Below are 22,668 nucleotides of genomic sequence, written 5' to 3'. Positions count from 1 at the left end.
AACTCCGGCGACCGCTCGTCGACTCCGGACCGCGCGCCCGCAACCGCGTCCGGGTGCGGCGCCAGGCTGAAATTGCCCTCGAGGCAGGACATTCCGGACTGACGCCTGGGCGTGATGCGTGAGGTCGGCGGGCGTTTACGGCCGTTCGGTGTACCGCGCTCGCGGACGGTGTGGAGAACTGTGCGCCGGTAATGCATATGCTGCATTAATGTGATATGCCTCACATCACCCCGCACAAATTGTCGGTGTCGGATGGCATGGTTGTCGGTATGCCATTGACCAATTCCGTTGCCGCCACCGATGTCATCCGAGTGTTGGGGGCCAGCGAGCACAACCTGCGCAATGTGTCGCTGGAGATTCCCAAGGACAAGATCACGGTGTTCACCGGTGTCTCCGGTTCCGGGAAGTCGTCCATCGTGTTCGACACCATCGCCGTGGAATCCCAGCGCCAGCTCTACGCAACGTTTCCCGCATTCATCCTCAACTTCCTGCCCCGCTACGAGCGCCCGCACGCGGAGGCGATCGAGAATCTGACCGCACCGGTGATCATCGACCAGCAGCCGGTCGGTGGCGGGCCGCGCTCCACCGTCGGCACCATGACCGATATCTACTCGATGGTCCGGGCGATGTTCGCCCGATTCGGTTCGCCTTCGGCCGGATTCGTCTACAACTACTCCTTCAACGTGCCGCAGGGCATGTGCCCGGATTGCGACGGGCTCGGTCAGGCAGTACGCGCCGATCCCGAGCGGCTGGTGGATCGGAGCAAGTCGCTCAACGAGGGTGCGATCCTCCTGCCCGGCTATGCGGTGGGCAGCGGAGACTGGCAGTTGTACGGCAACTCCGGCCGATTCGATCCGGACAAGAAGCTCGCCGACTACAGCGACGCGGAGTTCCAGGATCTGCTGTACGGCACCGGCGGCAAGGTGGAGCTGACCTTCGCCAAAGGCACCTGGAAAGCGAATTACGAGGGTGTGGCAACCAAGTTCACTCGCACCCGGCTGCAACGCGACACCTCCACGCTGAGCGAGAAGACCCGTGAGCAGATTCAGAAGTTTCTCACCGAGGGCGTGTGTCCGACGTGTAATGGCGCACGGCTCAACGCCGAGGCGCTCGCGACGAAAATCAACGGGCGCAATATCGCCGACTGGTCCGGGCTGCAGATCACCGATCTGATCGTGGTGCTGGACGAGATCGCCGATCCGGCCGCGCTCGGGCTGGCAGCCGCCATTCGCACCGCATTGCAGCGGGTGGCCGACATCGGGCTCGGCTATCTGAGCCTGGACCGGGCGACCTCCAGCCTGTCCGGCGGTGAGGGGCAGCGGCTGAAGATGATCAAGCACCTGGCCAGCACGTTGATCGGTATGACGTATATCTTCGACGAGCCGAGCGTCGGCTTGCATCCGCGCGATGTCGGGCGGTTGAACAACCTGCTGAAGGCATTGCGGGACAAGGGCAATACCGTGCTGGTCGTCGAGCACGATCCCGATGTCATCCAGATCGCCGATCACATCGTGGATGTCGGACCACGCGCGGGTGTGCACGGCGGGCAGGTGGTGTTCGAGGGTAGCTTCGCGGACCTGCGAGTGGCCGACACTCCGACCGGCGCCGGGTTGCGCAGGCCGTTCACGGTGAAGGACACCTTCCGGAAGTCGAACGGCGAGTTGCTGATCGAGCACGCGAACGTCCACAACCTGAAGGATGTGACGGTCGCGATCCCTACCGGCGTGCTCACCTCGATCACCGGCGTCGCGGGATCCGGTAAGAGCAGCCTCATTCGGGATGTGTTCGTGCGCGAGCATCCCGAGGCCATCTTCGTGGACCAGTCGGCCATCGCGGCGTCGTCGCGCTCCACCCCGGCCACGTATCTGGGGCTGATGGATCCCATCCGCAAGCTGTTCGCCAAGGCCACCGGTGAATCGCCGGGGCTGTTCAGCTTCAACTCGGCGGGCGCGTGCAAGCAATGCGAAGGCCGCGGCGTGATCATCACCGAGGTCGCCTACATGGATCCGGTGACCACACACTGCGACGCCTGCGATGGGCGGCGCTTCTCCGAGGAAGTCCTCGCACATACCTTGCGCGACAAGTCGATTGCCGACGTGCTGGAGATGTCGGCGGAAGAGGCGGTGCAGTTCTTCCCGGAGAAGGCGCTGCATACGAAGCTGCGCACCATGAACGAGGTCGGCCTGGACTATTTGAGCCTCGGTCAGGCGATGAGCACCCTGTCGGGCGGTGAGCGCCAACGCATCAAGCTCGCCACGCAGCTGCAGAACACCGGCACCGTCTACGTGCTCGACGAGCCGACCACCGGCCTGCACATGTCGGACGTGGACACGCTGCTCGCGCTGATGGACGGGCTGGTGGAGCGGGGCAACACGGTGGTGGTGATCGAGCACAACCTCGATGTCGTCGCCCACTCCGATTGGGTGGTCGATCTCGGTCCGGATGGTGGTAAGGACGGCGGTGAAGTGGTCTTCACCGGCACGCCCGCCGCGTTGCTGGAGCATCCGACGTCGCTCACCGGCGAATACCTCCGCAAATACAAAGCGGCGTAAGCGGCTCCGAGGTGACCGGGTCGAGTACCGGCCCGGTCACCTCGCTGTTCCGCTGGTTCAGCCAGGTGGAGCTGCCCGAGGCCGACCGGGTGCCGTCGCGCGGCAGCACCCGACTCGACATGGCGCGGGTCGCCTTCGCGCCCCTTCAGCAGACCTTGTCACCCGAACAGCTGGATCGGCTGACCAACGCGGTCGCGATGGTGTTCGGCACCGAGGCGATGGCCTAGCGATGATCGGCTGCCTCCGACCTCGGGGCGAATCAGTTATGGCCGGTGAACTGTTGGGTGCCGGTGATGCGGAGAAGGTCAAGCGCTGAGGCTACGGGGGTGCCGGGTGCCGCGGAGTAGACGATGACGGTCTGGTCGGAGTCGGGGACGAGGAGGGTGTCGCACTCCAGGACCAGGAGGCCGAGTTCTGGGTGGTCGACCGACTTGCTGGCACTGCGCCATGGTTCGGATGGCCGATCGTTCCACAACTGTTCGAATCGTGTGCTGCGCGTACGGAGTTCGCCGATCAGACGCAGCAGGCCGGGGTCATCGGGGTAGTGGGCTCGGGCGCTGCGCAGGCTGCTCACCGAGAAGACGGCAGCCGTCTGCGCCTCGGTCGGGGTCGTCGCGACACGCCGCGGTCCGGTGCCAAGGAACTGCTGCCAGATGATGTTGCGTTGCGCGGGCGGCCACTCGGTGAAGTCGCCGAGTAGGGCCGCTGCCATCGAATTCCACGCCAGCACATCGCCTTTCGCGGAAATGACCAGGGCGGGCAGGTCTGCCATCCGGTCCAGCAGTCGCAGCACGCTCGGCCGGACAACCATGGCGATCCGGCCCGCTTGCGGTGGTGGCGATCCGGCGAACCGGAACAGCAGATCGCGGTCTTCGTCGTTGAGGCGCAGAGCCCGGGCCAGGGCCGCGAGTACGGCGGTCGAGGGTCGTGGGCCACGGCCCTGTTCCAGCCGAACCACGTAATCGACGCTGACACCGGCCAGTTGCGCGACCTCTTCGCGGCGCAATCCCGGCACCTGTCTGCGGGAGCCCGCGGGGAGCCCGACATCGCGGGGCTGGATGCGCGCGCGGGCCTGCCGAAGCAGGGCGGCGAGTTCCGTGCGATCCATGTCCTCGATCATGCCGCAGCATTCGCACCGTGGGGTGGTACCACCGGTCCCAGGAGATACCGGTCCTGGAGTGCGGGTAATGTGGCCGGCGATGCTCGGACGATGACCAACCCCACGAACTCCACGACGACGGCTCTGATCACCGGAGCGAACAAAGGACTCGGTCGCGAAACCGTCCGCAGACTGGCGAGCCTCGGCTGGCAGGTGTTCCTGGCCGCACGCGACGCCGACCGCGGAAAGGCGGCAGCGGCCGACCTCGCCGACGCCGGTCTCGACGTCGAGTTCATTCAGCTGGACGTCACTTCCGCCGACTCCATAACCGCGGCCGTCGAGGCAGTCGGACAACGGACGCGGCAGCTCGATGTACTGGTGAACAACGCCGGAATCGGCGGCACCCGCAACCTCCCACCCGATATCGAAGCCGCGGACTTCCGAGAAGTGTTCGAAACCAACGTCTTCGGCGCGGTCCAGGTGACCAACGCGTTCCTGCCGCTACTACGCGCGGCCACCCAACCTCGAATCGTGATGGTGTCGAGCGGCATCGGGTCGCTGGCACGCACCTCCGATCCGACCCGCGTCGAGTCCACTGTGCTCGGCCTGCCGTACCCGTCCTCGAAGACCGCCCTGAACATGGTCACCTCGATGTACTCCCGCGCGCTGCCCGACATCCAAGTCAACGCCGCCGACCCCGGCTACACCGCAACGGATCTGAACAACAACTCAGGCCACCAAACAGTCACCGAGGGGACCGACGCGATTGTCCACTTGGCGTCGATCGGACCGGACGGACCGACCGGCGGATTCTTCGATCGCTTCGGTCCGGTGCCCTGGTGACCACGTTCGAGCGGTGAGGAACCGGATCAGCGGCGGGTTCCGCTACTGGTCCGGCTCGGCGGTGCGGTGGCCGTCATGACAGCAGTGCTCAGCGGGTCGTATTGATCGAAATGGACTGGTACCCGGCGGTTTGCGCGGCGGCGGCGAGCAGTGCCCGGACATCGCGGGGCTCGGCGGGTAGCAGTTCGAGCAGGTCGGTCCGGCTTGCCTCGAGTACGCCCGCGCCGATATTGGCGAACAGGGAGACGGCATTGGTGACCTGGTAGGGCTCCATTCCTATGTCCTGTAGTGCGATTCGAGTGTCGAACAGTGACATGGATCGGTAGCTCACCGGCCGGTTGAGCGATTCGGCCAGCACCGCTGCGATGTCGGACCCGCCGATCGTCGTGACACCTTCGAGTTCGTAGACCTTGCCCGCGTGCCTGCTGCGACCGCCCGCCGTGAGGTCGCGGCTGGTTTCAGCGGCCACTCGCACCGCCACGTCGGCGAGGTCCTCGCGAGCGACAACCGACACCCGTCCATTGCCGAATGCGGCTGTGTAGAAACCTGTTTCGGCAGCCGCCGCGGCGCCTGCCGCCGCCAATCCGACCGGCACCTCGGCGTACAGGCCGTTGCGCAGAATCGTCACATCGAGCGGCGCCGAGGCCAGACGCGTCTCGGTCCATCGGTGTGGGAGCGCGATGGTCATCAGGTCGCCGGAGCCCGCGAGGCTGGTGTAGACGACGTGCCGGACCCCGGCCGCAGTCGCGGCGGCGACCACCGCGTCGTGCCTGGCCAGCACCACGTCGTCTTCCGCGTATCCCAGCGCATGCTGACATTGACCACCAAGAGGCTGTGGCGGGACGGGATCATCGAACGGATCGCCTACCCGACCATCCCGCCGCAGGTCGAGTACCGGCTCACCACGACCGGTCGGAGTCTCGCCGAGACGATTCTTGTGCTCGCCGGCTGGTCGCGCGAGCACAAGGGTGTCATCGCTGCTGCTCGGCAGCAGTGGGATGCCGAGCACGCATCCGCGAATCAGGCTTGAACGGAACTGTGCGGCTGGTGTGCCGCTATCGGTCTCAGCGCTTTCTTTCGAGGCAGATCCACTTGCCATCGGCTCCGCACTCGCAGAAGAGGGGACCTTCTTCTTTGGTCTGGCCTACTTGGCACTCCGGCTCCGGGTCCTGCTGCGTTACGGCAGCTGCCGTGGCACCGGACAGCGCCAGGCTTCCGGCGGTTGCCAGGCCCGCGAGGAGGATTGTGAGTGAGCGGTTCGGCTTGACTTTCATTGCCGTGGCTCCTTCCCATCGACGTCGTCGATCGAACTACTCATTGTCCTCGCCATACCGGGCGGTCGCTATAGCGGCACTCGGGCTCGCTCAGCGGGCTCCACCGTTGACGTAGAGCGTTTGGCCACTGACGTAGGAGGCCTCATCGCTGGCCAGGAACGCGATGACGGCGGCGACCTCCTCGGGCTGTCCGACCCGGCCGAGCGGGGTGTGCTCGGCGACGGACTGCTGATGTTCCTCGGCGGTGAGCCCGACTCGGTGGGCGGTCGCGGCGGTCATTGCGGTGGCGATGTAGCCGGGGGCGACCGCGTTGACGTTGATGTTGTAGGGGCCGAGTTCGATGGCGAGCGTTGCGGTGAGGCCTTGGATGCCGGCCTTCGCGGCGGCGTAATTCGCCTGGCCTCGGTTGCCGAGTGCGGAGCGGCTGGAGAGCGAGACGATCTTGCCGTAGCGCTGGGCGACCATGAACTTCTGTGCCACCTGGGCGCAGTGATATGCGCCGGTCAGGTTGACCGAGAGCACCGCGTTCCAGTCGTCCTCCGACAGCCGGAAGAACATGTCGTCGCGGGTGATCCCGGCATTGTTGATCAAGATGTGCGGTTGCCCGAGATCCGTTGCCACCTGGTCGAATGCGGACTGCACTGACGCGCGATCGGTGACATCGCAGACATAGCCGCGGGCCGTGCCGCCCGCCGCGGTGATCTGCTCGGCGGTCTTGTCTGGGGCATTGCGGTCGAGCACCGCCACCGCCGCGCCCTCGGCGGCCAGCCGCACCGCGGTGGCCGCGCCGATGCCCTGTGCCGCACCGGTGACGACGGCGATCTTGTCGGTGAACCTGTTCATCGATGGTCCTTTCTGTTCTTCGACGAGGCCGGGTCCGACGTCGTCAGAATGCGCTGATTCCGGTCAGGTCTCGGCCGATCAGCAATTTCTGGATCTGGCTGGTGCCCTCGTAGAGGGTCATCACCTTGGCGTCGCGCAGATACTTACCGACCGGGAACTCGTCGATATAGCCGTAACCGCCGAACACCTGCAGCGCGCGGTCGGCAGCGCGCACGGCGGCCTCGCTCGCGAACAGCTTCGCCTTGGACGATGCGACCGCGAACTCGGCGCCGCGGTCGATCAGATCGGCGACCCGCCACACCAGCAGCCGGGCGGCGTCCACATCGAGTGCGATGTCGGCGAGCAGCTCCTGCACCAGCTGGTGGCCGGCGATCGGCTTGCCGAATTGCTCACGCTGCGTTGCGTATCCGACCGCGGCGTCGAGGCACGCCTGCGCGAGGCCGACACACCCCGCGGCCACCGACATCCGGCCCTTGGCCAGTGCCGCCATCGCGACGGTGAAACCCTTGCCCTCGGCGTGCAGTCGCGCACTGTCAGGTATCCGGACGCCGTCGAGCACGAGTTCGGCGGTGGCCTGCCCGCGCAGGCCGAGCTTGCCGTGCACGGGGCGGGCGGTGAAGCCGGGGGAGTCGGTCGGAACGAGAAATGCCGTGATGCCGCGGTGTCCCGCGCCGCCGGTGCGGGCGAACACCAGCGCGATGTCCGCCCAGGTGCCGTTGGTGATGAACATCTTGCTGCCCGAGAGCACCCAGTCGTCGCCGTCGCGGACCGCGCGCGTGCTCAATTGTGCCGCGTCCGAACCGGTTCCGGGTTCGGTGAGCGCGAAGCAGCCGAGTGCTTCGCCCGCGGTGAGCCGGGGCAGCCAGGTGCGCTTCTGTTCGTCGGTGCCGTAGCGATGGATGGACTTGGTGACCAGGCCGAGGGAGACCGAGACTATGCCGCGCACTGCGGAGTCGCCGCGGCCGAGTTCCTCCAGCACCAGGCAGTAGGTGAGATGGTCGCCGCCGCTGCCGCCGTATTCCTCCGCAATAGTGAGACCGAGGAACCCGAGCTCGCCGAGCCGCGGCACGATCGCCGGATCGACCGACTCGGCGCGATCCCATTCCGTTGCGCGCGGTGCGATCTCACGGTCGACGAAATCGGCGGCCATGCGCTGCGCCGCGGTCTGTTCGTCGGACAGTTCCAGGTTCACCGCAACTCCAAAAACTAGCGCCGGAAGTTTCTTGTAGGCTAGCTCCGCATAAACTAACAACGCAAGTTTATGAGCTCGCATGCGACACTGATAGCCGATCGACCAGGAGGTTTTCGTGGGTAGACCGCGCCGACCATTGCTGAGCCGCGACCGCATCGTGTCAGCCGCGCTGGCCCTGGTCGATGCCGAAGGGCTCGAGGCGGTGTCGATCCGCAGGCTGGCCACCGAACTCGGGGTCCAGGGGCCGTCGCTGTACAACCACGTGGCCACCAAGGACGACCTGCTGGACGCGATGGTCGACACGGTGCTCGGTCAGGTGGACCTGTCGATGTTCGCCGGCAACCCGGACTGGCGCGGCGCGCTCGCGGCCTGGGCCGGTTCCTACCGCGCGGCATTGGCGGACCATCCGAACCTGGTGCCCGCCTTGCATCAGGGCATGGGCAGGCGGCCGAATGCGCTGCGCCAGGCGGATGCGGTCTTCGGTGGGCTGGTGACCGCCGGATGGCCACGGCGCGAAGCAACGCAGGTGGGCGCGCTCATGCGGTTTTTCGTCACCGGTTCCACCTTGGGATCGTTTGCCGGCGGTTTCCCCGAGGACGCGGCGGTATATCGCGGCAACTACCCGCACCTCGACGAGGCGCACCTGCTGTCGGGACGCCAACGCGAAATCGACGACGCCGCTTTCGAAACCGGCCTGCGCGCACTGCTCGATGGCCTGACATTGCGCTTCCGAGCACTGTCCGCGGCCGACGGCTGACCGCGCGCCGGTCTCGCTGCTGCCAGCAGTCCCTTTGCTGCGACGAGGGGCGTGGAAGTACTGGTCAGCCGCTTGTCTCGGCGCTGTCCGCGACCGCGGGTTCGCCGAATTCGGTCAGCCAGTCCGGAAACTCGGTGAGGTTGTCGAGCACGACGTCCGCACCTGCCGCGCGTAGTTCGTCGGCGTCGCACGGTCCGGTGGTGACGCCGACGGCGGTCACGCCCGCCGCCCGCGCACCCCGCATATCGCCGGCATGGTCGCCGACGAATACTTCGGCTCGCTGGTCGCGCAGCACTCCGGCCTTGCCCGCTGACCAGAGATCACCTGCCAAATGGTCTACCCGCCAACCGAGTTCGACCAGATGCAGCCGGGCCAGCGGCTCGTGCTTGCCGGTGACGATCAGTACCCGCCCACCGCGCTCGGCAACAGCGGCCAGCGCCGCATCGGCACCCGGCATGGCCGGAATATGCGGCACCACCGTCGGATAGAGCTCGCGGTAGCGGGCGATCAAGGCCGGAATGAGGTCGGCGGGCACACCCGCATCGGCCAGCAGCATGTGGAGTGGGGGACCGAGCCGGTCGGCGAGCTCGATCCCACGCAGTGCGAGACCGAACTCGGTGGCGATGGTGTCGATCGCCCGTGCGACACCGGGACGTGAGTCGATCAGAGTCATGTCCAGGTCGAAACCAACGGTCCAGGTCACCAGTCGACCCTATCGGCCGGTTGATCGGCTCTCGCGAGTGCCTGTTATGCCTTGTCGTTCGGTTTGCGTTGTTCCTGAGGTCCTTGATCGTCCGGTGCCTCGATCGTCTCGGCTGCCTGGATGAACTCAGCGATCGGCATGATCTCCTCGGCATGTGCCGATCCCAGCTCACGCAATGCGTCGGGATCGATCTCGAGCTCCAGCAAATTGACCAGCGGCAGCGGTGTGTTTCGTACCGCCAGAAACGTATCGAGGAGCGCGAGCTCGTCGACAGTCATGTCGTACCCCAGGTATGACAGCTCGTCCTGCAGGATTTCCCGCCCTGGTGCTGCCTCGATTTCGGGTGATTCGAGATCGACACGCCGCCATTGGACGGTTGCCGTCCAGGACGGGTCGCCGCAGGTCCACGCCCAGATGACGTCACGGACCACGGTGTGCAGCATGGCGTATGCGCGGAAATGTTCCGAGGCGGAACCGGCCCGATGCTCTATTTCATAGACCGCGTCGCAGCGCCGCGTCTGGATGTAGGTCTCGTCGTCGCGTGCGACGACCAGAAACGGATCGTCCGGGTCGGCGGCACCGACCACCAAGTCCGCGAGCAGCGCGGTGGTGAGATAGGGCAGCGACCTTCCGTCGCCGACGGTGACGTGGACATCGACGCGGCCACGGGGGTCGTACAGGTGCCCGGTCTGAGCGTCGAGCACAGCGAGGTCGCGGTCCTTGGTCAGTTTCAACACGGTGAGCAGGTGCTGATCTCGGCCCGGTCCCCAGGTGCGCAACACTGCTCCGCGGGAATCCGCAACGGCCGCAACGAATCCGACGGCGCCACCGTTGCGGTTGATCTCGTCCACGAGATCGAGGACGACAGGCGCCGCCGCACTGCTGTCCGGAGTGGCGCACATCCGCTCATAGCGCTCGAGCGCGTCCAGGGCCGTATCGATTTCGTCGGCCGACATCACGCCGAAGTCGCACGTGACAGCCAGGCTGGTCAGCAGTGTCTCGAATTCCGGAGTGGGGTGGACCGCGACATTGCCGTCGCCATCGGTCTCGGTGTCGGCGGCGAGACTGATTTCCGAGTCCTTCCACCAATAGACCGCTGGGCTGACGGGTCGCGGTTCGCTGCGGTAGGTGTTGGCGGCTACCTTGCCGAGCAGGGTCATAGCGGTCAGCGTGTCCGGCCCGATGATCGGGTGGGCATACACGCTGCCTTCGTGGGACGCGACGAAAAGTGCACCGTGCGTTCCGATTACCGGGTAGTCGCCGAGCCACCGGGCGTGTGCGCTGGCGAAATCCGACCCGCTCAGGATGGCGAAGTTGGCATCGTTGTAGCCCTTCCACTCGAGATCGAGGTAGCCGTCGGCACGAGTGTTCGCCTCGGCCAGATCGAAGAGTTCGTCGAGCCCGATGCCCCAGATGGCGAGCATGTCAGGGGTGACGGCCACCGCGGTGAGGAGCTGACCGATCACCGCCGACTGAATGATTCCCGGCGCGACGTCACGGTGGACGACATCGATACCCGTGTCGGTGCCTGCCGGAGCGAAGTGGGTCCTGAGCAGGCCGCAGACCGTGGCGAAGTCGTTGGTGTCCAGCGGATCGGTGTATTCCATGTCCACTTCGGCGAGGAACGTGCCGACGTAGTCGGTGATGAGCGCCGGCCACTGGTCGGCAGGCTGCTCGTCCAGGCTCCGGCGCAGGTTGTCCAGCCACAGGAAGTGTGGGCCGTCGCCGCGCCTACCGATGAACTCCACCACTTCGTCGGCATTGGTTGCCCGACATACATAACCCATGCGTTGGGCTGCCATGGTTACCAGCGAAATCAGCGTGTCCGAAGGCAAATTGGGCAATGTCCCTCCCCGAGATCGGCGTCGTGACGACCTTAGATGAAGCGCCCCCACCGCCGGCGCCGCTGTTGCCGTCGATGGGAGGCCGAACCGAGCGTCTGCGCGTCAGGTCAGGCAGTGGTCGCGTACTCCTCGCTGAGGTGGACGAGCTCGGCGCTTCGGTCGGCGAACGTGGGGCCATAAGTAACCCTTGCTGGTATACATTTAAGCGGAAATAAGATTTCTGGTCTCGATTATTCGACTTCACTTTCATTTGCTCAGGCCCGGCATTTGCCGGGCCTTATCTATTTAAATGGACTACGGGATGTTCGGCTCGGTCGAATTCCGCGCGGTCCGGGGCCGATGACTGCCGCTCGCGCTTCGGTCGCCCTCTTCAGGGTTGCCCTCTGGATAACCAGGAGTATGCTCATTAATGAGTCCACTCATTGTCTGAGAGGTGCGGGATGTCGGATTCGCCCGAATCGGTGCGGGTAGGCCGTCGAGTGCGCAACATGCTCGACAAGCAGTCCCGCATCTTCGAGGCGGCCGCCGCGCTGATTGCCGAGCGAGGGTTCGAGAACATCACCACGCAGGAGATCTCCGACCGCGCGGACGTCGCCGCCGGGACGCTGTTCCGGTATGCGTCGTCCAAGGGCGAGTTGCTCCTCATGGTGTACAACGCGGATTTCCGGTCGGCGCTCGAAGTGGGCGAACGGGAGTCGCGAGCACAGCGTGATCCGGCGGAGGCGGTCTTCGGCATGGTCAAGCCGATCGTCGAGACAGCCGATCGTCGTATCGAGAACATCGTGGCCTACCAGCGTGAACTCTTGTTCGGCGCACCGACCGAGAAGTACCACGCGGAAGGGCTCGCGCTCGTCGCGCGGTTGGAAGCGATGATCGCCGACCGGCTCACCTCGGCCGCCACAGACCTTGGCCTCGAATCGGAGCGCGTTGCGGCACAGGCCCTGCTGGCAGGCCGCAGCGTATTCGCGGTGCTGCATCTGATCCTCGCCCGGCCGTCGACCGGTGCGTTTCCCGGTCACGACGCGCTGCGCGACCTGCGTGACCAGATCGCTCAGATCGTCGCCGGTTTCTTCGTATCGGTCGACGCAGTGGACATCGAGGGACGAACGTCGCCCCCCGAAGGAAGGAGAACGTCATGACGATCGAGATCCGCAAGGTGACCGTGCTCGGGACGGGGGTGCTCGGTTCGCAGATCGCGTTCCAGACCGCGTTCAGTGGGTTCGATGTCACCGCATACGACATCAGTGACGACGCCCTCGCCGCGGCCGGCGACCGCATCACCAAGCTGGCGGCGACCTATCGCGACGAGGTACCCGCAGCGGCCGACGGCAAGGCCGACAAGTCGGCGGCGGGCATCGCCCTGACCACTGATCTCGCCGCGGCGGTCGCAGACGCCGACCTCGTCATCGAAGCGATACCGGAGGTCCTCGCCATCAAGCAGGAGACCTATCAGCGCCTCGGCGAATTCGCGCCCGAGCGGACCATTTTCGCCACGAACTCCTCCACTTTGCTGCCCAGCGACATCAAGGACTTCACCGGACGCCCCGACAAGTTCCTCGCGCTGCACTTCGCGAACCTTGTGTGGAAGTACAACACCGCCGAAGTCATGGGCACATCCGACACGGACCCCGAGGTGTATCAGGCGGTCGTCGATTTCGCCGCCGCGATCGGCATGGTGCCGATCGAACTGCACAAGGAAAAGGCGGGGTACGTGCTCAACTCGCTGCTCGTGCCGCTGCTGAACGCCGCCATGGCGCTCTCCGCGGGCGGATACGCGGAGCCGGAGGCGGTCGACAAGACCTGGCGGATCGGCACCGGCGCCCCGGTCGGCCCGTTCCAGATCCTCGACATCATCGGGCTCACCACCCCCTACAACATCCTCGCCAACAGTGGCGAGGACGGACAGCAGCTCGCCGCGTGGCTGAAGGCCAACTACATCGACAAGGGCAAACTCGGTATCGCCAGCGGCGAGGGGTTCTACCGGTATTCGGCCTGATGAGCGCAGCCGGACACGGCGTCGGACCAGACCTCGGGGGCCACGGATGTGCTCAGTGACGAGGAGTGTCAGAGCCGCGAGGTCCGACGCCTACGCGGTCGTTGGTCCCGACTCGAAGCCCAAAAGTTCTGGTTCGGCTTCGAAAGTCGTTGTCGCGCTAAGGTGGGGTTTCGACAGCGGGTGTTGTCGCGTTCGGCGGCAGCGGTTTTCCAGATGCTTGCCGCATCTGCCGGTCGGCGTGCCGGGGCGGGGTGTTCGCGGGGATGACGAGCAAGGTGAGGCTGGCGCCGTCGGAGCCGATCAGGTGCATGACATCGGGTGGTTGGTTGTGGCCGGGTCCGTGCATGCGTATGCCGTCGTCGTGATCGATGCGGCGTTGGGTGAGACTGACGGCGTTCCAGTCGAAATCGATACGCACCGTGTGTCCTAGGCGTGGGGTGAGGGCGCTGATGAGGTCGTGGAGTTCGGCTGTGAGGTTTGCCGTCCAAGGCCACCATGCGCCGTCGACTTGGCTGGAGCGGGTGCTGTGTTCGCGTAGTAGCAGGCGTGGTGTGCGTGTGGGTGTTCGGAAGGGTTGCTTGTTGCTGCGGGGTGGACCGGTATTCCTGGTCATGTCGAAGTGGTTGGTGATAGGGCGTTGGGTACTGATGCGGGTCATGATCTGGCTTCCTTCATCTGGAGGTAGCGACCGCCGGTTCGGGGGCGACGGCGGCCATCAGGGCCGCATGCGCGGCGGGCTGGTTGGTTGCCGACGGGATTACCTGCAGCACGGTCAAGCTGCTATCGCTGCCGAAGACATACATCGTGTTCCACAGCTCGAATGGGTAGGCGTCGAGCCGAATTGCGTGACCGTTGGCGGTCATCTGCCGTGGTGCCGGTGACCAGCCTGTGGGGTCGTAGACGACTCGCCAGACGGGGCCAAGTCGAACTGTCAGTACTGCCAACAGATCTGGTAGTTCCGCGGTGAGTCCGCTGGATCGGGGCCACCATGCGCCGTCGAGGTATCCGCCGCGTTCGGCTTTCGGCTTCAACCGCAGCCGAGGCGTGTAGTCGGGCGGGACGCGATGGCGCGCGGAGTGTGGGTGAATCTGAGCTGAGGTCATGGTGCGGCTCCTGTCTCGGCTGCGAAACAGCTCTGTCAGCACCGAGTCGGTGCCGAATTCCGCTGCCGGAGTTGCCTGATCGGGCGGGTGCCCGGTCAGTCGTAGTGGAAGTCGCCATGTGGGGTGGCGACCGCACAGTGACCGGCAGCCATACGCCCGAACGGTCGACCCGACCGGGGGTCGGCCTGGCTGTGGCGGTTGACCCGGCGGCGTCGCCGGATGACCGTTGCGCTGCTGGAGACGCGGGAGTGAACGGGCGCCAGTGCTATGCCGATGGCGGCGATCAGGACGATGATGACGATCCTCGGATCTGTGTGGTCCTTCCAGTAGACGCCGCTTACAGTCTCGTGTCAACGGTGTAGGTCTACACTCATGACCTACGGGCGTGGATTAGCATGCAGACTCGATATAGATGAAGGAGCGTCCCGTGATGGCCGAACCGCCGACCAGCCGAACGAATTCTCGATCTGAGACCGATCGGCCCGAACCCGCGGCTATAGGTCCGAGTGGGAGTCCTGTCACGCGGGCGGCGGTGCTGAAGGCCGCACTCGAGATCATCGACCGTGACGGTATCGACAGGTTGTCGATGCGGCGGCTGGCCGATGCCGTCGGGCGCGATCCGATGGTGATCTACCGGCATGTGCCGAACAAGGCCGCAGTGCTCGATGGTGTCGCCGAGATCGTGTTCGAGCAGCTGACGGTCGATGCCACCGATACGGACTGGGTCGCCCAGTTGCGGGTGGTCGCCCGCGATTTCCGCCGACTCGCGCTGGCCCATCCGCGGACTGTGCCCCTGCTGGTGACCCGACCGCTGGCGACCCCGTTGGGGCAGCGCCCGCAAGCCATCGTCCGGCCGTTGGAAGACGTTCTCGCGCTGCTGACCCGCGCCGGATTCGCGGGGGCCGATGCGCTGCATATCTACCGTGCACTGTTCGGTTTCCTCTACGGGCACGTGCTCAACGAGTTGCAGGAAATCGTGGAGCGCCCCGAGGAGACCGACGAGGTGCTGCGGCTCGGGCTGCATCGGCTGCCGATCGGGGAGTTCCCGTTGCTACGCGGCCTGGCGCCGGTTCTGGCGGCTTACGACGGTGCCGCCGAGCTCGAACGCGGTCTCGATATCCTGCTGGCGGGCCTCGCCGCGACGCTGCCCGGCCCCGGGTGACCGTCGCGCTTCAGCGGGATTCGCCTCCGCCTTCGGAATCCCAACGCTGCTGTGCGGCAACTGTTTCGGTGTCGTCGATGCTGTCGGGCGCGGTGCTTTCCGGCAGCTCGTCGATGGTCGAGGCTTTGTGCGGGTCGGTTCGGGCGAGTTGGAGTGTCATGATTCAGGCTCCTGTCTGGGCTGCGGACCGGCGTGGGTCATGGTCATGGAGAGGCCGGACAGCAGGATGTCGAGGCCGCGTTCGAGCTCGGTGACGCCGTCGTAGGCGGCCAGATCCGAGGCGAGGCCGCGCAGCAGGGGGAATTCGCCGATCGGTAGGCGGTTGAGGCCCAGGCGTAGCAGGTCGGTGGTTTCTTCGGGGCGTTCGACGATTTCCTGGAGCTCGTTGAGCATGTGCCCGTAGAGGAAACCGAACAGGGCACGGTAGATGTGTAGGGCTTCGGCGCCGCTGAATTCGGCTCGGGTGAGCAGTTCCAGGGTGTGCTCCAGCGGCCGCAGCGTGCCGAGTGGCTGCAGTCCGAGCGGCGTGGCCAACGGGTGGGTGACCAGCAGCGGAACCACGTTCGGGTGAGCCACCGCCAGCTGGCGGAAGTCGCGCGCCACTATGCGCAGCTGGTGGCGCCAGTCGGGGTCGTAGGGGTCGACGGTCAGTTGCGCCAGCACGCTCTCAGCGACTCCGTCGAGGACTGCGGCCTTGTTGGCGGCGTGCCGGTAGAGCGCCATCGGGTCTCGACCGAGCGCCTCGCCGAGGCGCCGCATAGAAAGTTGGTCGACGCTGTCATGGTCGATGATCTCGAGTGCGGCGGCGAGCATCGCGGCGCGGGTCAGCGGGCTGTGCCGGGCGTGTTCCCTGTCGGGGGCATCTTCGGGGATGTCTGGGCGCCTGGTTGGTCCGTCTCTGGTTGCGTTCATCGAATTCAGCTCCTCTCGGCCGGAATCATTTCTGGCCAGCGCCTCGTCTACCAGCTGCGGCGCGCACGGCTTCGCCGCCGCCTTGGCCGGGGGCTGTAGCTACGCCAGCCTCGCATCGAACGACCGTTGGACCCCATGAACATCAGCACCGCGCCGATGATCAGAACCACGATTCCCGCGGTGACGAGCAAAGGGATGCCAAGCAGGAATCCAGTGAGGAGCACGACGGCTCCAAGGACGATGACGATCATGACGGTTACCTGGTTCAAGTAGATAAACAGATGAGGCAGAACAACTTCGGGTGGTGGTCAATTCGGTGTTCGGGTCCCGACCGACATGGCTGCTTGGACCCGGCTCGCGGGGCGCGGGCCGTTGGTGTGGTTCGCACGGGTCGGAGTGGATGTGACAGATCTTCAGTACACGCCGATATCGGCGCAGTGTCAACATTGTAGGTCTACACCAGTTGACTACAGTGTTTCGGGCGGTCAGATGTAGCGGGTCCGCTGCCTTACGGCAGCTCGCAGCGGATTGATCATGATTGCGGCTCCGGTCACGGCCATCCAGGTCGGGAGCGGATAGAACACCAGTCGCTCGGTGATTCCCACTTGCAAGCCGATGGCCAACAGAACGGTGCCGGTCAGTCCGGTCGACGCGCACAGCGCCGACCACATCGCGACGAGCCGACGCTGATTCCACAGCCAGATCGCCAGGAGTATCAGCACGATGTGGCGGGACACGAATGCCGGCATCACAGCCAGAAAGTGAACGACGGCGCCGTCGTTGGAGGGGAAGAAGCCGGTTGCGGCTGTGCTGAGGCCGATGATCACGGCCAGGGCGACGATCGACCACTGGCGGCGCCCGTGGGGCAGGAGATCGCGGAATCCGATCGCTCCGACGATCGTCAGCAGGCCTAGCGCTACGAACGCTGCATTCATCACCAGATGCAGTGGTGAGCACATGCTCGGGGTGCATGCGGTGATGCCGAGATCGCTGATCGTGTCGTGGCGGAAGCTGTAGGCCGTCTTCCAGGCGGTAGCGGTCACCAGCTCGGCGAGCAGATACGCGAACCCCAAGGTCCACGCGATTCCCGCCGTCGTGTGTCGGAAGCGATGAGGGTTGCTCGGGTCGCCCGCGCCCGCGTCGGTCTGGCGTCTCGGTTCGAGCAGTGGTTGTTCGGTCATCGCGAAAGCCCCCTTCTTTCGGGACAAACAACTGTAGTTCTGGAGTGTAGACCTACATCGTTGACATAGGGGTCTTGGCGGCGTCTACTTGAAGGACCCCCTCTTCCACGAAATTTCACGTACTTCTGAAGTCAGGTATCCACTGATGATCATTCTCGGAGCCGTCCTGCTGATCGCCGGATTCTTCCTCGGCATCACCCTGCTCACCACCGCCGGATTCGTCGTGCTCATCATCGGTGCAGTGCTGATGCTCATGGGTCGCAGCGGCCGTTCGGTCGGCGGCCGACGCCACTACTACTGACCGGTGCTCTACCCGGTCGACATCTACTGTGCCGCGATTTGTCTGCGCGGCAACCTGGATCGAGAGCAGGACACGATGCGGCGATCCGCTATCGACAACCGGATCGAGACGATCTCGATCCTCGAGGAACGAACTCGATGTGGTCTCCAGGAGATTCGTACCCCTGGCAGCCCGGAATTCAGTGGAGGTGTGTGATGCGCTTAGTGTCGTTGCTGGTGCTGGTGTGGTTGATCTTCGGTGTGGTCGCCGCCGGTCAACGCGGATACTTCACCGACCGTGAACAGAACTGCGCCAGCGTAGGAACGATCGCGGTGACGGTGATCGCGGGTCCGTTGAACTACGCGGGCGTCAACCCCAAAGTGACCAGCTGCAACGTGCCCCAACCCAGTCCGTAACCGGCCGACGCGATTTATGGCGGATCGCCGGGTTTGCGGCACGATGCGGTTCTCGATCAGCTGCGATGACTGTCGTTGAACGACTCCCGCCGGGCTGAATGTTGGAACCAGCCCGAGGGTGGGTATGCGAACATCCACCATGCAGAACGACGCGCTGGCCCGGTTCGGGCATGCGCTGTCGGATGCGACGCGCACGCAGATCCTGCTCCGGTTGCGGGAGGCGCCGGGTTATCCGGCCGACCTCGCGGAGGCGATCGGGGTTTCGCGGCAGATCCTGTCCAATCATCTTGCGTGCCTTCGGGGTTGCGGGTTGGTGGTCGCGGTGCCGGAGGGGCGGCGCAACCGGTATGAGCTGGCCGATCAGCGCATCGGACGGGCCCTGGACGATCTGCTCGGCCTGGTGCTCGCCGTCGATCCGGCGTGCTGTCCAGATGCTGCCGAGGGGTGCTGCTGATGGCGCGATCGCTCGGGAATTCGAGCTGGTCGGACTTGTCGTGGCGCCGGGTGCCAGCGATGGATCCGATGGGCACGGGGGAGGGCCGCTCGTAATGGCGCAATCTCTGGGGATGCCGATTCGGCGCGGACTTACCGAGCAGCGACGGATGGTGCTGTCGCAGCGGATTCGGTGGCTGGTCGCCGCGACCATCTCCTACAACGTGATCGAAGCGGTCGTCGCGCTGGGCGAGGGTGCGCGGGTGTCATCGACGGCGCTGATCGGATTCGGGTTGGACTCGGTGGTCGAGGTGTCCTCGGCGGCGGCGGTTGCCTGGCAGTTCTCCGGTCGGGATCCCGAAGCCAGGGAACGGCGTGCGCTGCAGGTCATCTCGTGGTCGTTCTTCGCATTGGCCGCGTATGTGTCGGTGGACGCGGTGCGCGCGCTGTTCGGTGCGGATGAACCGCGGCATTCTCCGGTGGGCATCGGACTGGCGGCGCTGAGTCTCTTGGTCATGCCGGTGCTGTCGGCGGTGCAGCGGGGAGCCGGGCGTGAGCTGGGATCCCGTTCCGCGGTGGCCGATTCCAAGCAGACGCTGCTGTGCACCTATCTGTCGGCGGTGCTGCTCGTAGGGTTGCTGCTCAACGCCTTGTTCGGGTGGTGGTGGGCCGATCCGATCGCGGGGCTCGGTATTGCCGCGATCGCTGTGAAGGAAGGGTTGGCCGCGCGACGAGGGGAGGGCTGCTGCGCCTCCGGCACCTGCCGGGATTGATGCCGCACGTCAGTCGTGGCAGCAGGGATGGCGTCGATGCATTCCGAGCCGTGGTCGAAGGCGATCCCGCTGCGCCATTAGGCAGCCGGCGTCGGAAGCGGCCGCAGCGACGCGACGGCCGTGCCGCGCACTGGTTGGATGCCGGAGCAGCTGGGCACCGCGAGCAGCATCGCTGCCGCGGCGCCCAGCAGTCGATAGCGATGCCACATGCGCGGACCCTGGGTCACCGATGAATGCCTTCGAGTAGAGCACTGGTCCGACATCGTGGGCGGGGTTCTTCGCCGGAACGAAACCTGAGCGGTATCGACGACAGGCTGATTCACGTGGAACTCCGCGTGCATTCGATGCGGTGTTGCGCGTGAGACGGCCGCCGCCAAGGGGAATGGCAACCCTGCGTTGCGCGCACAATGGCATTCAGTGAATCTTTCGTGCGGCGCTCGGGTGTTGACGGTCGGCGAAAGCCGAGTTCAGAGCGTTATGACGCGTGCAAATCACCTATTGCGTATCTGCGCGCAATTCCGTTCTGTTCTCGGGGAGTCACGGAGTAGCGCCAACTGCACTGTTGCATCGAGTGCAGTCGCGGAACTCGCGTCGAGCTATCCGGCCTCCGATTCGACACTGGTGTCGGGGAAGGAATGGTGCTCGTGCACCACGACCCAGCGCCCGTCCAGCTTGCGCAGGCCCAGGGTCAGGCGAAGCCGTTTTGCGGGGTCGGTGGCGAAATCCTCGGCGGTGCCACACAGCAGCAGCGCATAGGCGAAGGCCACGTCACCGGAGGCGGCGACCTCGAGGGAGACGATGTCGAATGTCGCGCCCTGGGACTGCCATTCGAAGAAGCCGGGCCAGCTGTCCCGATAGGCGTCGATGCCGCGGACACCCTCGTTCGGCGGCGGCACATCGAACATCACGATGTCGGGGGCGTGGTCGGCGAGGACACCGGCGAGATCGCCGACGTGTACCGCGGCCGCCCACCGTTCGATCAGGATCCGGATCTGCTTCTCATCATCGGACATAGGGTTGTTGTCCTTTCCGCACGGCCGTGGAGGGTGAGTGCCGCGACTCTTGCCAGAGAGCGTGCCGAAATCCCTGGTTATCCGCAATGAATCGGGAATCCTTTTGTCGAATTCGTGCAAGATCCTAATTGCGGGAAAGTCGCCCGCTACCGCTCGGCCTGAACTGTTTCCGCAGCGGTTTCCGGTTCCGCCATCACCGAGCGTTTACGGCCATAGCCCAGGTAGACGGCAATACCGATGGCCACCCAGACCGCGAAACGCACCCAGGTCAGCGCGTCGAGAGTGGTTGCCAGCAAGATGCAGCCGACCAGTGCCAGGATCGGGACCAACGGCACCAGTGGGGTGCGGAATGGACGTTCCCGGTTCGGTTCCAGCTTGCGCAGCACCAGCACACCCACGCATACCACGGCGAAGGCCGAGAGCGCGCCGATGTTCACCAACTCGACGACGATGTCGATCGGCAGCAATCCGGCGATGGTCGCGCAGACGGTGCCAAGCAGCAGTGTCAGCTGGACCGGGGTGGACCGCTTGCCGGTGGTAGCGAGATTGTTCGGCAGCAGCCGGTCGCGGCACATGGCGAACATCAGGCGGACCTGTGCGTACACGATCAGCAGCAGACCCTTGGTGAGCGCGATGATGGAGGCGATGACGATGACATTGCCGATCCAGCCGATGCGCAGTCCACCGAAGGCGGTCGCGATCGGCGAGGCGTTGTTCAGCGTCGGGAAGGGGGCGATTCCGGTGAGTACCGCGCTGACGAGCGCGTAGAGCACGGTGGCGATGAGCACCGTGCCGATGATCGCGAACGGCACGTCGCGGCGTGGGTTGCGCGCTTCCTCCGCCGAGGCCGCGACCACGTCGAAGCCGAGGAAGGCGAAGAACGCGATAGCGGCGCCGCCGACGATGCCGCCGATGCCGAAGGGCGCGAACGGGGCCCAGTTGCCCACATCGATGTGCGGGGAGCCGACGGCGACGACCAGCACGAGCACGCCGATGGTCACGCCGACCAGCGCCTTGGTGATGCGGGCCGTCAGCGAGACCTCGCCGACGAGCACCGCGACGATCACCGCGATGATCAGCACCGCGGGCAGGTTGACGACACCGCCCTCGGTGGGGCCTGCCGTGATGGCCTTCGGCAGCGTGATTCCGAACATCGTGTCCAGCGCGGACACCACTGTGCCGGACCAGCCGATGGCAACGGCCGCGCCCGCGATGACGAATTCCAACAGCAGATTCCACCCGACCAGGAACGCGGGTCCCTCGCCGAGGGTCGCGTAGGTATAGGTGTAGGCGCTACCGGAGACCGGCACCATCGCGGCGAGTTCGCTGTAGCAGAGCGCGACCAGCACGCAGACCGTGCCCGCGAGTATGAACGACAGCACGATCGACGGACCGGCCTTCTCCGCGGCGGCCACACCGGTGATCACGAAGATGCCCGCGCCGACGATGGTGCCGACGCCCATCGCGGTGAGGTCGACGCGGCCGAGGCTGCGCTTCAGCGTGGCGGAACCGGCATCGGGCGTGCTCGCTTCATCGGGGAAGCGGCGGCGCCACCGCCGCGCTGGTGCGCTTGTCATGGACTCCCTTTGGACGAAAAATGGTCTGCCGAGACCGCCCGGTGGGGTCGGACTCGACAGACCATTCTGGTCGTTGCGACACCAGTGCCCATGACTGGGGGTACTGCGGTGTCGGCGACGACACAGTGCATGCGTAGCTGCGTCACCTGCCGTTACTCGTCGCCCCGGCGGACGCCGGGGCCCATCTCGCCATGGATTCCGGCATCCTCCGAGACGACGAGTACGGGTCGTCAGCTGCCGGAGGACGCCGCGAACGGGGTAGCGCTCGGGGTGACTGTTCTGCTGACCGGGTTCCGCCACAGACCCTTGCGTTCGAGGATGGGCAGCACGCCCTCACCGAACCAATAGGCCTCTTCAAGGTGCGGGTAGCCGGACAGGATGAAGTGGCTGACGCCGACCTTCGAGTACTCGATGAGGCGCTCGGCCACTTCCTCGTGCGAGCCGACCAGTGCGGTGCCCGCGCCGCCGCGCACCAGCACCAGGTGCCCGTCGGGGTGAGCACGGCCTCGAAACCGTTGTCCTCGGCGGCGGCGCTGATCTGGTTGAGGTAACGCAGCGTCGCGGGGCGATCGCCGGACATGAAGGTGCCGTGCCCGCCCGCGACCAAACCGCGGGAATCACCGTAGGTGGGCAGGAACCAGTGGAACGACAGACTCATCGGAGCCAATCTCCCTTCAGGGGTATCGGTGGATCGACGATGCACTCACCGACCCGGC

General features: G+C 65.5%; 27 protein-coding genes and 1 pseudogene. 12 read left to right on the top strand and 16 right to left on the bottom strand.

The genetic code is table 11. The features are described from left to right. Nucleotides 1-269: 269 nt before the first annotated feature. Both ACFQZZ_RS26265 and ACFQZZ_RS26260 read left to right on the top strand, forming a co-directional pair. Nucleotides 270-2,552, top strand: coding sequence for an ATP-binding cassette domain-containing protein (locus tag ACFQZZ_RS26265; protein WP_378686096.1), 2,283 nt, complete (start codon nt 270-272; stop codon nt 2,550-2,552). 11 nt (nt 2,553-2,563) lie between these two features. After that, the gene (locus ACFQZZ_RS26260) at nt 2,564-2,779 is read left to right on the top strand and encodes a hypothetical protein (protein ID WP_378686093.1); all 216 of its coding nucleotides are present in this window, start codon (nt 2,564-2,566) and stop codon (nt 2,777-2,779) included. A gap of 32 nt (nt 2,780-2,811) precedes the next feature. On the opposite strand, the gene ACFQZZ_RS26255 is transcribed toward ACFQZZ_RS26260, so the two are convergent. Further along, a complete protein-coding gene (locus ACFQZZ_RS26255) occupies nt 2,812-3,660 on the bottom strand; it encodes a helix-turn-helix transcriptional regulator (protein ID WP_378686090.1) in 849 nt (282 codons plus the stop codon). A 102-nt stretch (nt 3,661-3,762) separates the two neighbouring features. Between ACFQZZ_RS26255 and ACFQZZ_RS26250 the strand changes: the two genes are divergently transcribed. Then, complete coding sequence (locus ACFQZZ_RS26250) at nt 3,763-4,494, top strand: SDR family NAD(P)-dependent oxidoreductase (RefSeq protein ID WP_378686087.1); 732 nt, start codon at nt 3,763-3,765, stop codon at nt 4,492-4,494. Nucleotides 4,495-4,582: 88 nt separating this feature from the next. Here the strand turns inward: ACFQZZ_RS26250 and ACFQZZ_RS26245 are convergent, their stop codons facing one another. Beyond that, nucleotides 4,583-5,278, bottom strand: coding sequence for a hypothetical protein (locus tag ACFQZZ_RS26245; RefSeq protein WP_378686191.1), 696 nt, complete (start codon nt 5,276-5,278; stop codon nt 4,583-4,585). On the opposite strand from ACFQZZ_RS26245, the gene ACFQZZ_RS26240 reads away from it, so the two are divergent. After that, a complete protein-coding gene (locus tag ACFQZZ_RS26240; RefSeq protein ID WP_378686085.1) occupies nt 5,162-5,524 on the top strand; it encodes a winged helix-turn-helix transcriptional regulator in 363 nt (120 codons plus the stop codon). The two genes, ACFQZZ_RS26245 and ACFQZZ_RS26240, sit on opposite strands and share 117 nt — an antisense overlap. A gap of 34 nt (nt 5,525-5,558) precedes the next feature. On the opposite strand, the gene ACFQZZ_RS26235 is transcribed toward ACFQZZ_RS26240, so the two are convergent. From ACFQZZ_RS26235 to ACFQZZ_RS26225, 3 genes are all read right to left on the bottom strand, one after another. Then, nucleotides 5,559-5,768 carry a hypothetical protein gene (locus tag ACFQZZ_RS26235; RefSeq protein ID WP_378686083.1) on the bottom strand — a complete coding sequence of 70 codons (210 nt, stop codon included), beginning with the start codon at nt 5,766-5,768 and terminating at the stop codon, nt 5,559-5,561. A 90-nt stretch (nt 5,769-5,858) separates the two neighbouring features. Continuing rightward, on the bottom strand, nt 5,859-6,611 hold the full coding sequence (locus tag ACFQZZ_RS26230) for an SDR family NAD(P)-dependent oxidoreductase (protein WP_378686081.1): 753 nt from the start codon (nt 6,609-6,611) through the stop codon (nt 5,859-5,861). 43 nt (nt 6,612-6,654) lie between these two features. Beyond that, complete coding sequence (locus ACFQZZ_RS26225) at nt 6,655-7,803, bottom strand: acyl-CoA dehydrogenase family protein (protein WP_378686078.1); 1,149 nt, start codon at nt 7,801-7,803, stop codon at nt 6,655-6,657. A 115-nt stretch (nt 7,804-7,918) separates the two neighbouring features. Between ACFQZZ_RS26225 and ACFQZZ_RS26220 the strand changes: the two genes are divergently transcribed. Then, the gene (locus ACFQZZ_RS26220) at nt 7,919-8,560 is read left to right on the top strand and encodes a TetR/AcrR family transcriptional regulator (protein ID WP_378686075.1); all 642 of its coding nucleotides are present in this window, start codon (nt 7,919-7,921) and stop codon (nt 8,558-8,560) included. A gap of 64 nt (nt 8,561-8,624) precedes the next feature. Here ACFQZZ_RS26220 and ACFQZZ_RS26215 read toward each other — a convergent pair whose 3' ends face one another. Both ACFQZZ_RS26215 and ACFQZZ_RS26210 read right to left on the bottom strand, forming a co-directional pair. Beyond that, nucleotides 8,625-9,263, bottom strand: coding sequence for an HAD family hydrolase (locus tag ACFQZZ_RS26215; RefSeq protein ID WP_378686073.1), 639 nt, complete (start codon nt 9,261-9,263; stop codon nt 8,625-8,627). A 44-nt stretch (nt 9,264-9,307) separates the two neighbouring features. Next, the gene (locus ACFQZZ_RS26210) at nt 9,308-11,065 is read right to left on the bottom strand and encodes a hypothetical protein (RefSeq protein WP_378686070.1); all 1,758 of its coding nucleotides are present in this window, start codon (nt 11,063-11,065) and stop codon (nt 9,308-9,310) included. 482 nt (nt 11,066-11,547) lie between these two features. Between ACFQZZ_RS26210 and ACFQZZ_RS26205 the strand changes: the two genes are divergently transcribed. Next, the gene (locus ACFQZZ_RS26205) at nt 11,548-12,246 is read left to right on the top strand and encodes a TetR/AcrR family transcriptional regulator (protein WP_378686067.1); all 699 of its coding nucleotides are present in this window, start codon (nt 11,548-11,550) and stop codon (nt 12,244-12,246) included. Then, entirely contained in the window at nt 12,243-13,103 is an 861-nt protein-coding gene (locus tag ACFQZZ_RS26200) for a 3-hydroxyacyl-CoA dehydrogenase (RefSeq protein WP_378686065.1), read from the top strand. Before ACFQZZ_RS26205 ends, ACFQZZ_RS26200 begins: the two co-directional genes overlap by 4 nt. A 157-nt stretch (nt 13,104-13,260) precedes the next feature. Here the strand turns inward: ACFQZZ_RS26200 and ACFQZZ_RS26195 are convergent, their stop codons facing one another. Together ACFQZZ_RS26195 and ACFQZZ_RS26190 are read right to left on the bottom strand one after the other, a co-directional pair. After that, nucleotides 13,261-13,761, bottom strand: a complete 501-nt coding sequence (locus tag ACFQZZ_RS26195) for a DUF5994 family protein (protein ID WP_378686062.1) — start codon at nt 13,759-13,761, stop codon at nt 13,261-13,263. Between the two features lie 13 nt (nt 13,762-13,774). Next, on the bottom strand, nt 13,775-14,206 hold the full coding sequence (locus ACFQZZ_RS26190) for a DUF5994 family protein (RefSeq protein ID WP_378686060.1): 432 nt from the start codon (nt 14,204-14,206) through the stop codon (nt 13,775-13,777). A 430-nt stretch (nt 14,207-14,636) separates the two neighbouring features. Between ACFQZZ_RS26190 and ACFQZZ_RS26185 the strand changes: the two genes are divergently transcribed. Continuing rightward, complete coding sequence (locus ACFQZZ_RS26185; protein ID WP_378686189.1) at nt 14,637-15,368, top strand: TetR/AcrR family transcriptional regulator C-terminal domain-containing protein; 732 nt, start codon at nt 14,637-14,639, stop codon at nt 15,366-15,368. A gap of 10 nt (nt 15,369-15,378) precedes the next feature. Here ACFQZZ_RS26185 and ACFQZZ_RS26180 read toward each other — a convergent pair whose 3' ends face one another. From ACFQZZ_RS26180 to ACFQZZ_RS26165, 4 genes are all read right to left on the bottom strand, one after another. Continuing rightward, complete coding sequence (locus ACFQZZ_RS26180; protein WP_378686058.1) at nt 15,379-15,528, bottom strand: hypothetical protein; 150 nt, start codon at nt 15,526-15,528, stop codon at nt 15,379-15,381. After that, nucleotides 15,525-16,280, bottom strand: a complete 756-nt coding sequence (locus ACFQZZ_RS26175) for a TetR/AcrR family transcriptional regulator (protein WP_378686055.1) — start codon at nt 16,278-16,280, stop codon at nt 15,525-15,527. Before ACFQZZ_RS26175 ends, ACFQZZ_RS26180 begins: the two co-directional genes overlap by 4 nt. Before the next feature lie 47 nt (nt 16,281-16,327). Then, nucleotides 16,328-16,531 (bottom strand): hypothetical protein, encoded by a 204-nt coding sequence (locus ACFQZZ_RS26170; RefSeq protein ID WP_378686053.1) that lies wholly within the window; start codon nt 16,529-16,531, stop codon nt 16,328-16,330. A 234-nt stretch (nt 16,532-16,765) separates the two neighbouring features. After that, the gene (locus ACFQZZ_RS26165) at nt 16,766-17,461 is read right to left on the bottom strand and encodes a DUF998 domain-containing protein (RefSeq protein ID WP_378686051.1); all 696 of its coding nucleotides are present in this window, start codon (nt 17,459-17,461) and stop codon (nt 16,766-16,768) included. A 145-nt stretch (nt 17,462-17,606) separates the two neighbouring features. Between ACFQZZ_RS26165 and ACFQZZ_RS26160 the strand changes: the two genes are divergently transcribed. The 4 genes from ACFQZZ_RS26160 (at nt 17,607) to ACFQZZ_RS26145 (ending at nt 19,362) form a co-directional block, all read left to right on the top strand. Continuing rightward, a complete protein-coding gene (locus ACFQZZ_RS26160; protein WP_378686049.1) occupies nt 17,607-17,762 on the top strand; it encodes a DUF6131 family protein in 156 nt (51 codons plus the stop codon). A 194-nt stretch (nt 17,763-17,956) separates the two neighbouring features. Continuing rightward, a complete protein-coding gene (locus tag ACFQZZ_RS26155) occupies nt 17,957-18,157 on the top strand; it encodes a hypothetical protein (RefSeq protein WP_378686047.1) in 201 nt (66 codons plus the stop codon). A 124-nt stretch (nt 18,158-18,281) separates the two neighbouring features. Then, the gene (locus ACFQZZ_RS26150) at nt 18,282-18,611 is read left to right on the top strand and encodes an ArsR/SmtB family transcription factor (protein WP_378686044.1); all 330 of its coding nucleotides are present in this window, start codon (nt 18,282-18,284) and stop codon (nt 18,609-18,611) included. 94 nt (nt 18,612-18,705) lie between these two features. Then, nucleotides 18,706-19,362 (top strand): cation transporter, encoded by a 657-nt coding sequence (locus ACFQZZ_RS26145; protein ID WP_378686042.1) that lies wholly within the window; start codon nt 18,706-18,708, stop codon nt 19,360-19,362. 596 nt (nt 19,363-19,958) lie between these two features. Here ACFQZZ_RS26145 and ACFQZZ_RS26140 read toward each other — a convergent pair. The 3 genes and pseudogenes from ACFQZZ_RS26140 to ACFQZZ_RS26130 all read right to left on the bottom strand — a co-directional run bounded on the left by ACFQZZ_RS26140 (nt 19,959) and on the right by ACFQZZ_RS26130 (nt 22,610). Then, the gene (locus tag ACFQZZ_RS26140) at nt 19,959-20,375 is read right to left on the bottom strand and encodes a nuclear transport factor 2 family protein (RefSeq protein ID WP_378686039.1); all 417 of its coding nucleotides are present in this window, start codon (nt 20,373-20,375) and stop codon (nt 19,959-19,961) included. Nucleotides 20,376-20,521: 146 nt separating this feature from the next. Then, entirely contained in the window at nt 20,522-21,952 is a 1,431-nt protein-coding gene (locus ACFQZZ_RS26135) for an APC family permease (protein WP_378686037.1), read from the bottom strand. A gap of 230 nt (nt 21,953-22,182) precedes the next feature. Continuing rightward, nucleotides 22,183-22,610 (bottom strand): annotated as a pseudogene (locus tag ACFQZZ_RS26130) (hypothetical protein). Nucleotides 22,611-22,668 lie beyond the last annotated feature (58 nt).

The organism is Nocardia sp. GCM10030253 (assembly GCF_042675075.1).
In the GTDB taxonomy this organism is placed as follows: domain Bacteria; phylum Actinomycetota; class Actinomycetes; order Mycobacteriales; family Mycobacteriaceae; genus Nocardia.
Note: the sequence above shows the minus strand (reverse complement) of the source record. Positions and strands in the feature narration are given on the sequence as shown.

Coding starts and splice junctions, on each gene's coding strand:
- ACFQZZ_RS26265 (WP_378686096.1), top strand. CDS start 270: ATGCCATTGACCAATTCCGTTGCCGCCACCGATGTCATCCGAGTGTTG.
- ACFQZZ_RS26255 (WP_378686090.1), bottom strand. CDS start 3,660: ATGGATCGCACGGAACTCGCCGCCCTGCTTCGGCAGGCCCGCGCGCGC.
- ACFQZZ_RS26250 (WP_378686087.1), top strand. CDS start 3,763: ATGACCAACCCCACGAACTCCACGACGACGGCTCTGATCACCGGAGCG.
- ACFQZZ_RS26235 (WP_378686083.1), bottom strand. CDS start 5,768: ATGAAAGTCAAGCCGAACCGCTCACTCACAATCCTCCTCGCGGGCCTG.
- ACFQZZ_RS26230 (WP_378686081.1), bottom strand. CDS start 6,611: ATGAACAGGTTCACCGACAAGATCGCCGTCGTCACCGGTGCGGCACAG.
- ACFQZZ_RS26210 (WP_378686070.1), bottom strand. CDS start 11,065: ATGGCAGCCCAACGCATGGGTTATGTATGTCGGGCAACCAATGCCGAC.
- ACFQZZ_RS26205 (WP_378686067.1), top strand. CDS start 11,548: ATGTCGGATTCGCCCGAATCGGTGCGGGTAGGCCGTCGAGTGCGCAAC.
- ACFQZZ_RS26200 (WP_378686065.1), top strand. CDS start 12,243: ATGACGATCGAGATCCGCAAGGTGACCGTGCTCGGGACGGGGGTGCTC.
- ACFQZZ_RS26195 (WP_378686062.1), bottom strand. CDS start 13,761: ATGACCCGCATCAGTACCCAACGCCCTATCACCAACCACTTCGACATG.
- ACFQZZ_RS26190 (WP_378686060.1), bottom strand. CDS start 14,206: ATGACCTCAGCTCAGATTCACCCACACTCCGCGCGCCATCGCGTCCCG.
- ACFQZZ_RS26185 (WP_378686189.1), top strand. CDS start 14,637: ATGGCCGAACCGCCGACCAGCCGAACGAATTCTCGATCTGAGACCGAT.
- ACFQZZ_RS26180 (WP_378686058.1), bottom strand. CDS start 15,528: ATGACACTCCAACTCGCCCGAACCGACCCGCACAAAGCCTCGACCATC.
- ACFQZZ_RS26175 (WP_378686055.1), bottom strand. CDS start 16,280: ATGAACGCAACCAGAGACGGACCAACCAGGCGCCCAGACATCCCCGAA.
- ACFQZZ_RS26170 (WP_378686053.1), bottom strand. CDS start 16,531: ATGATCGTCATCGTCCTTGGAGCCGTCGTGCTCCTCACTGGATTCCTG.
- ACFQZZ_RS26165 (WP_378686051.1), bottom strand. CDS start 17,461: ATGACCGAACAACCACTGCTCGAACCGAGACGCCAGACCGACGCGGGC.
- ACFQZZ_RS26160 (WP_378686049.1), top strand. CDS start 17,607: ATGATCATTCTCGGAGCCGTCCTGCTGATCGCCGGATTCTTCCTCGGC.
- ACFQZZ_RS26155 (WP_378686047.1), top strand. CDS start 17,957: ATGCGCTTAGTGTCGTTGCTGGTGCTGGTGTGGTTGATCTTCGGTGTG.
- ACFQZZ_RS26150 (WP_378686044.1), top strand. CDS start 18,282: ATGCGAACATCCACCATGCAGAACGACGCGCTGGCCCGGTTCGGGCAT.
- ACFQZZ_RS26145 (WP_378686042.1), top strand. CDS start 18,706: ATGGCGCAATCTCTGGGGATGCCGATTCGGCGCGGACTTACCGAGCAG.
- ACFQZZ_RS26140 (WP_378686039.1), bottom strand. CDS start 20,375: ATGTCCGATGATGAGAAGCAGATCCGGATCCTGATCGAACGGTGGGCG.
- ACFQZZ_RS26135 (WP_378686037.1), bottom strand. CDS start 21,952: ATGACAAGCGCACCAGCGCGGCGGTGGCGCCGCCGCTTCCCCGATGAA.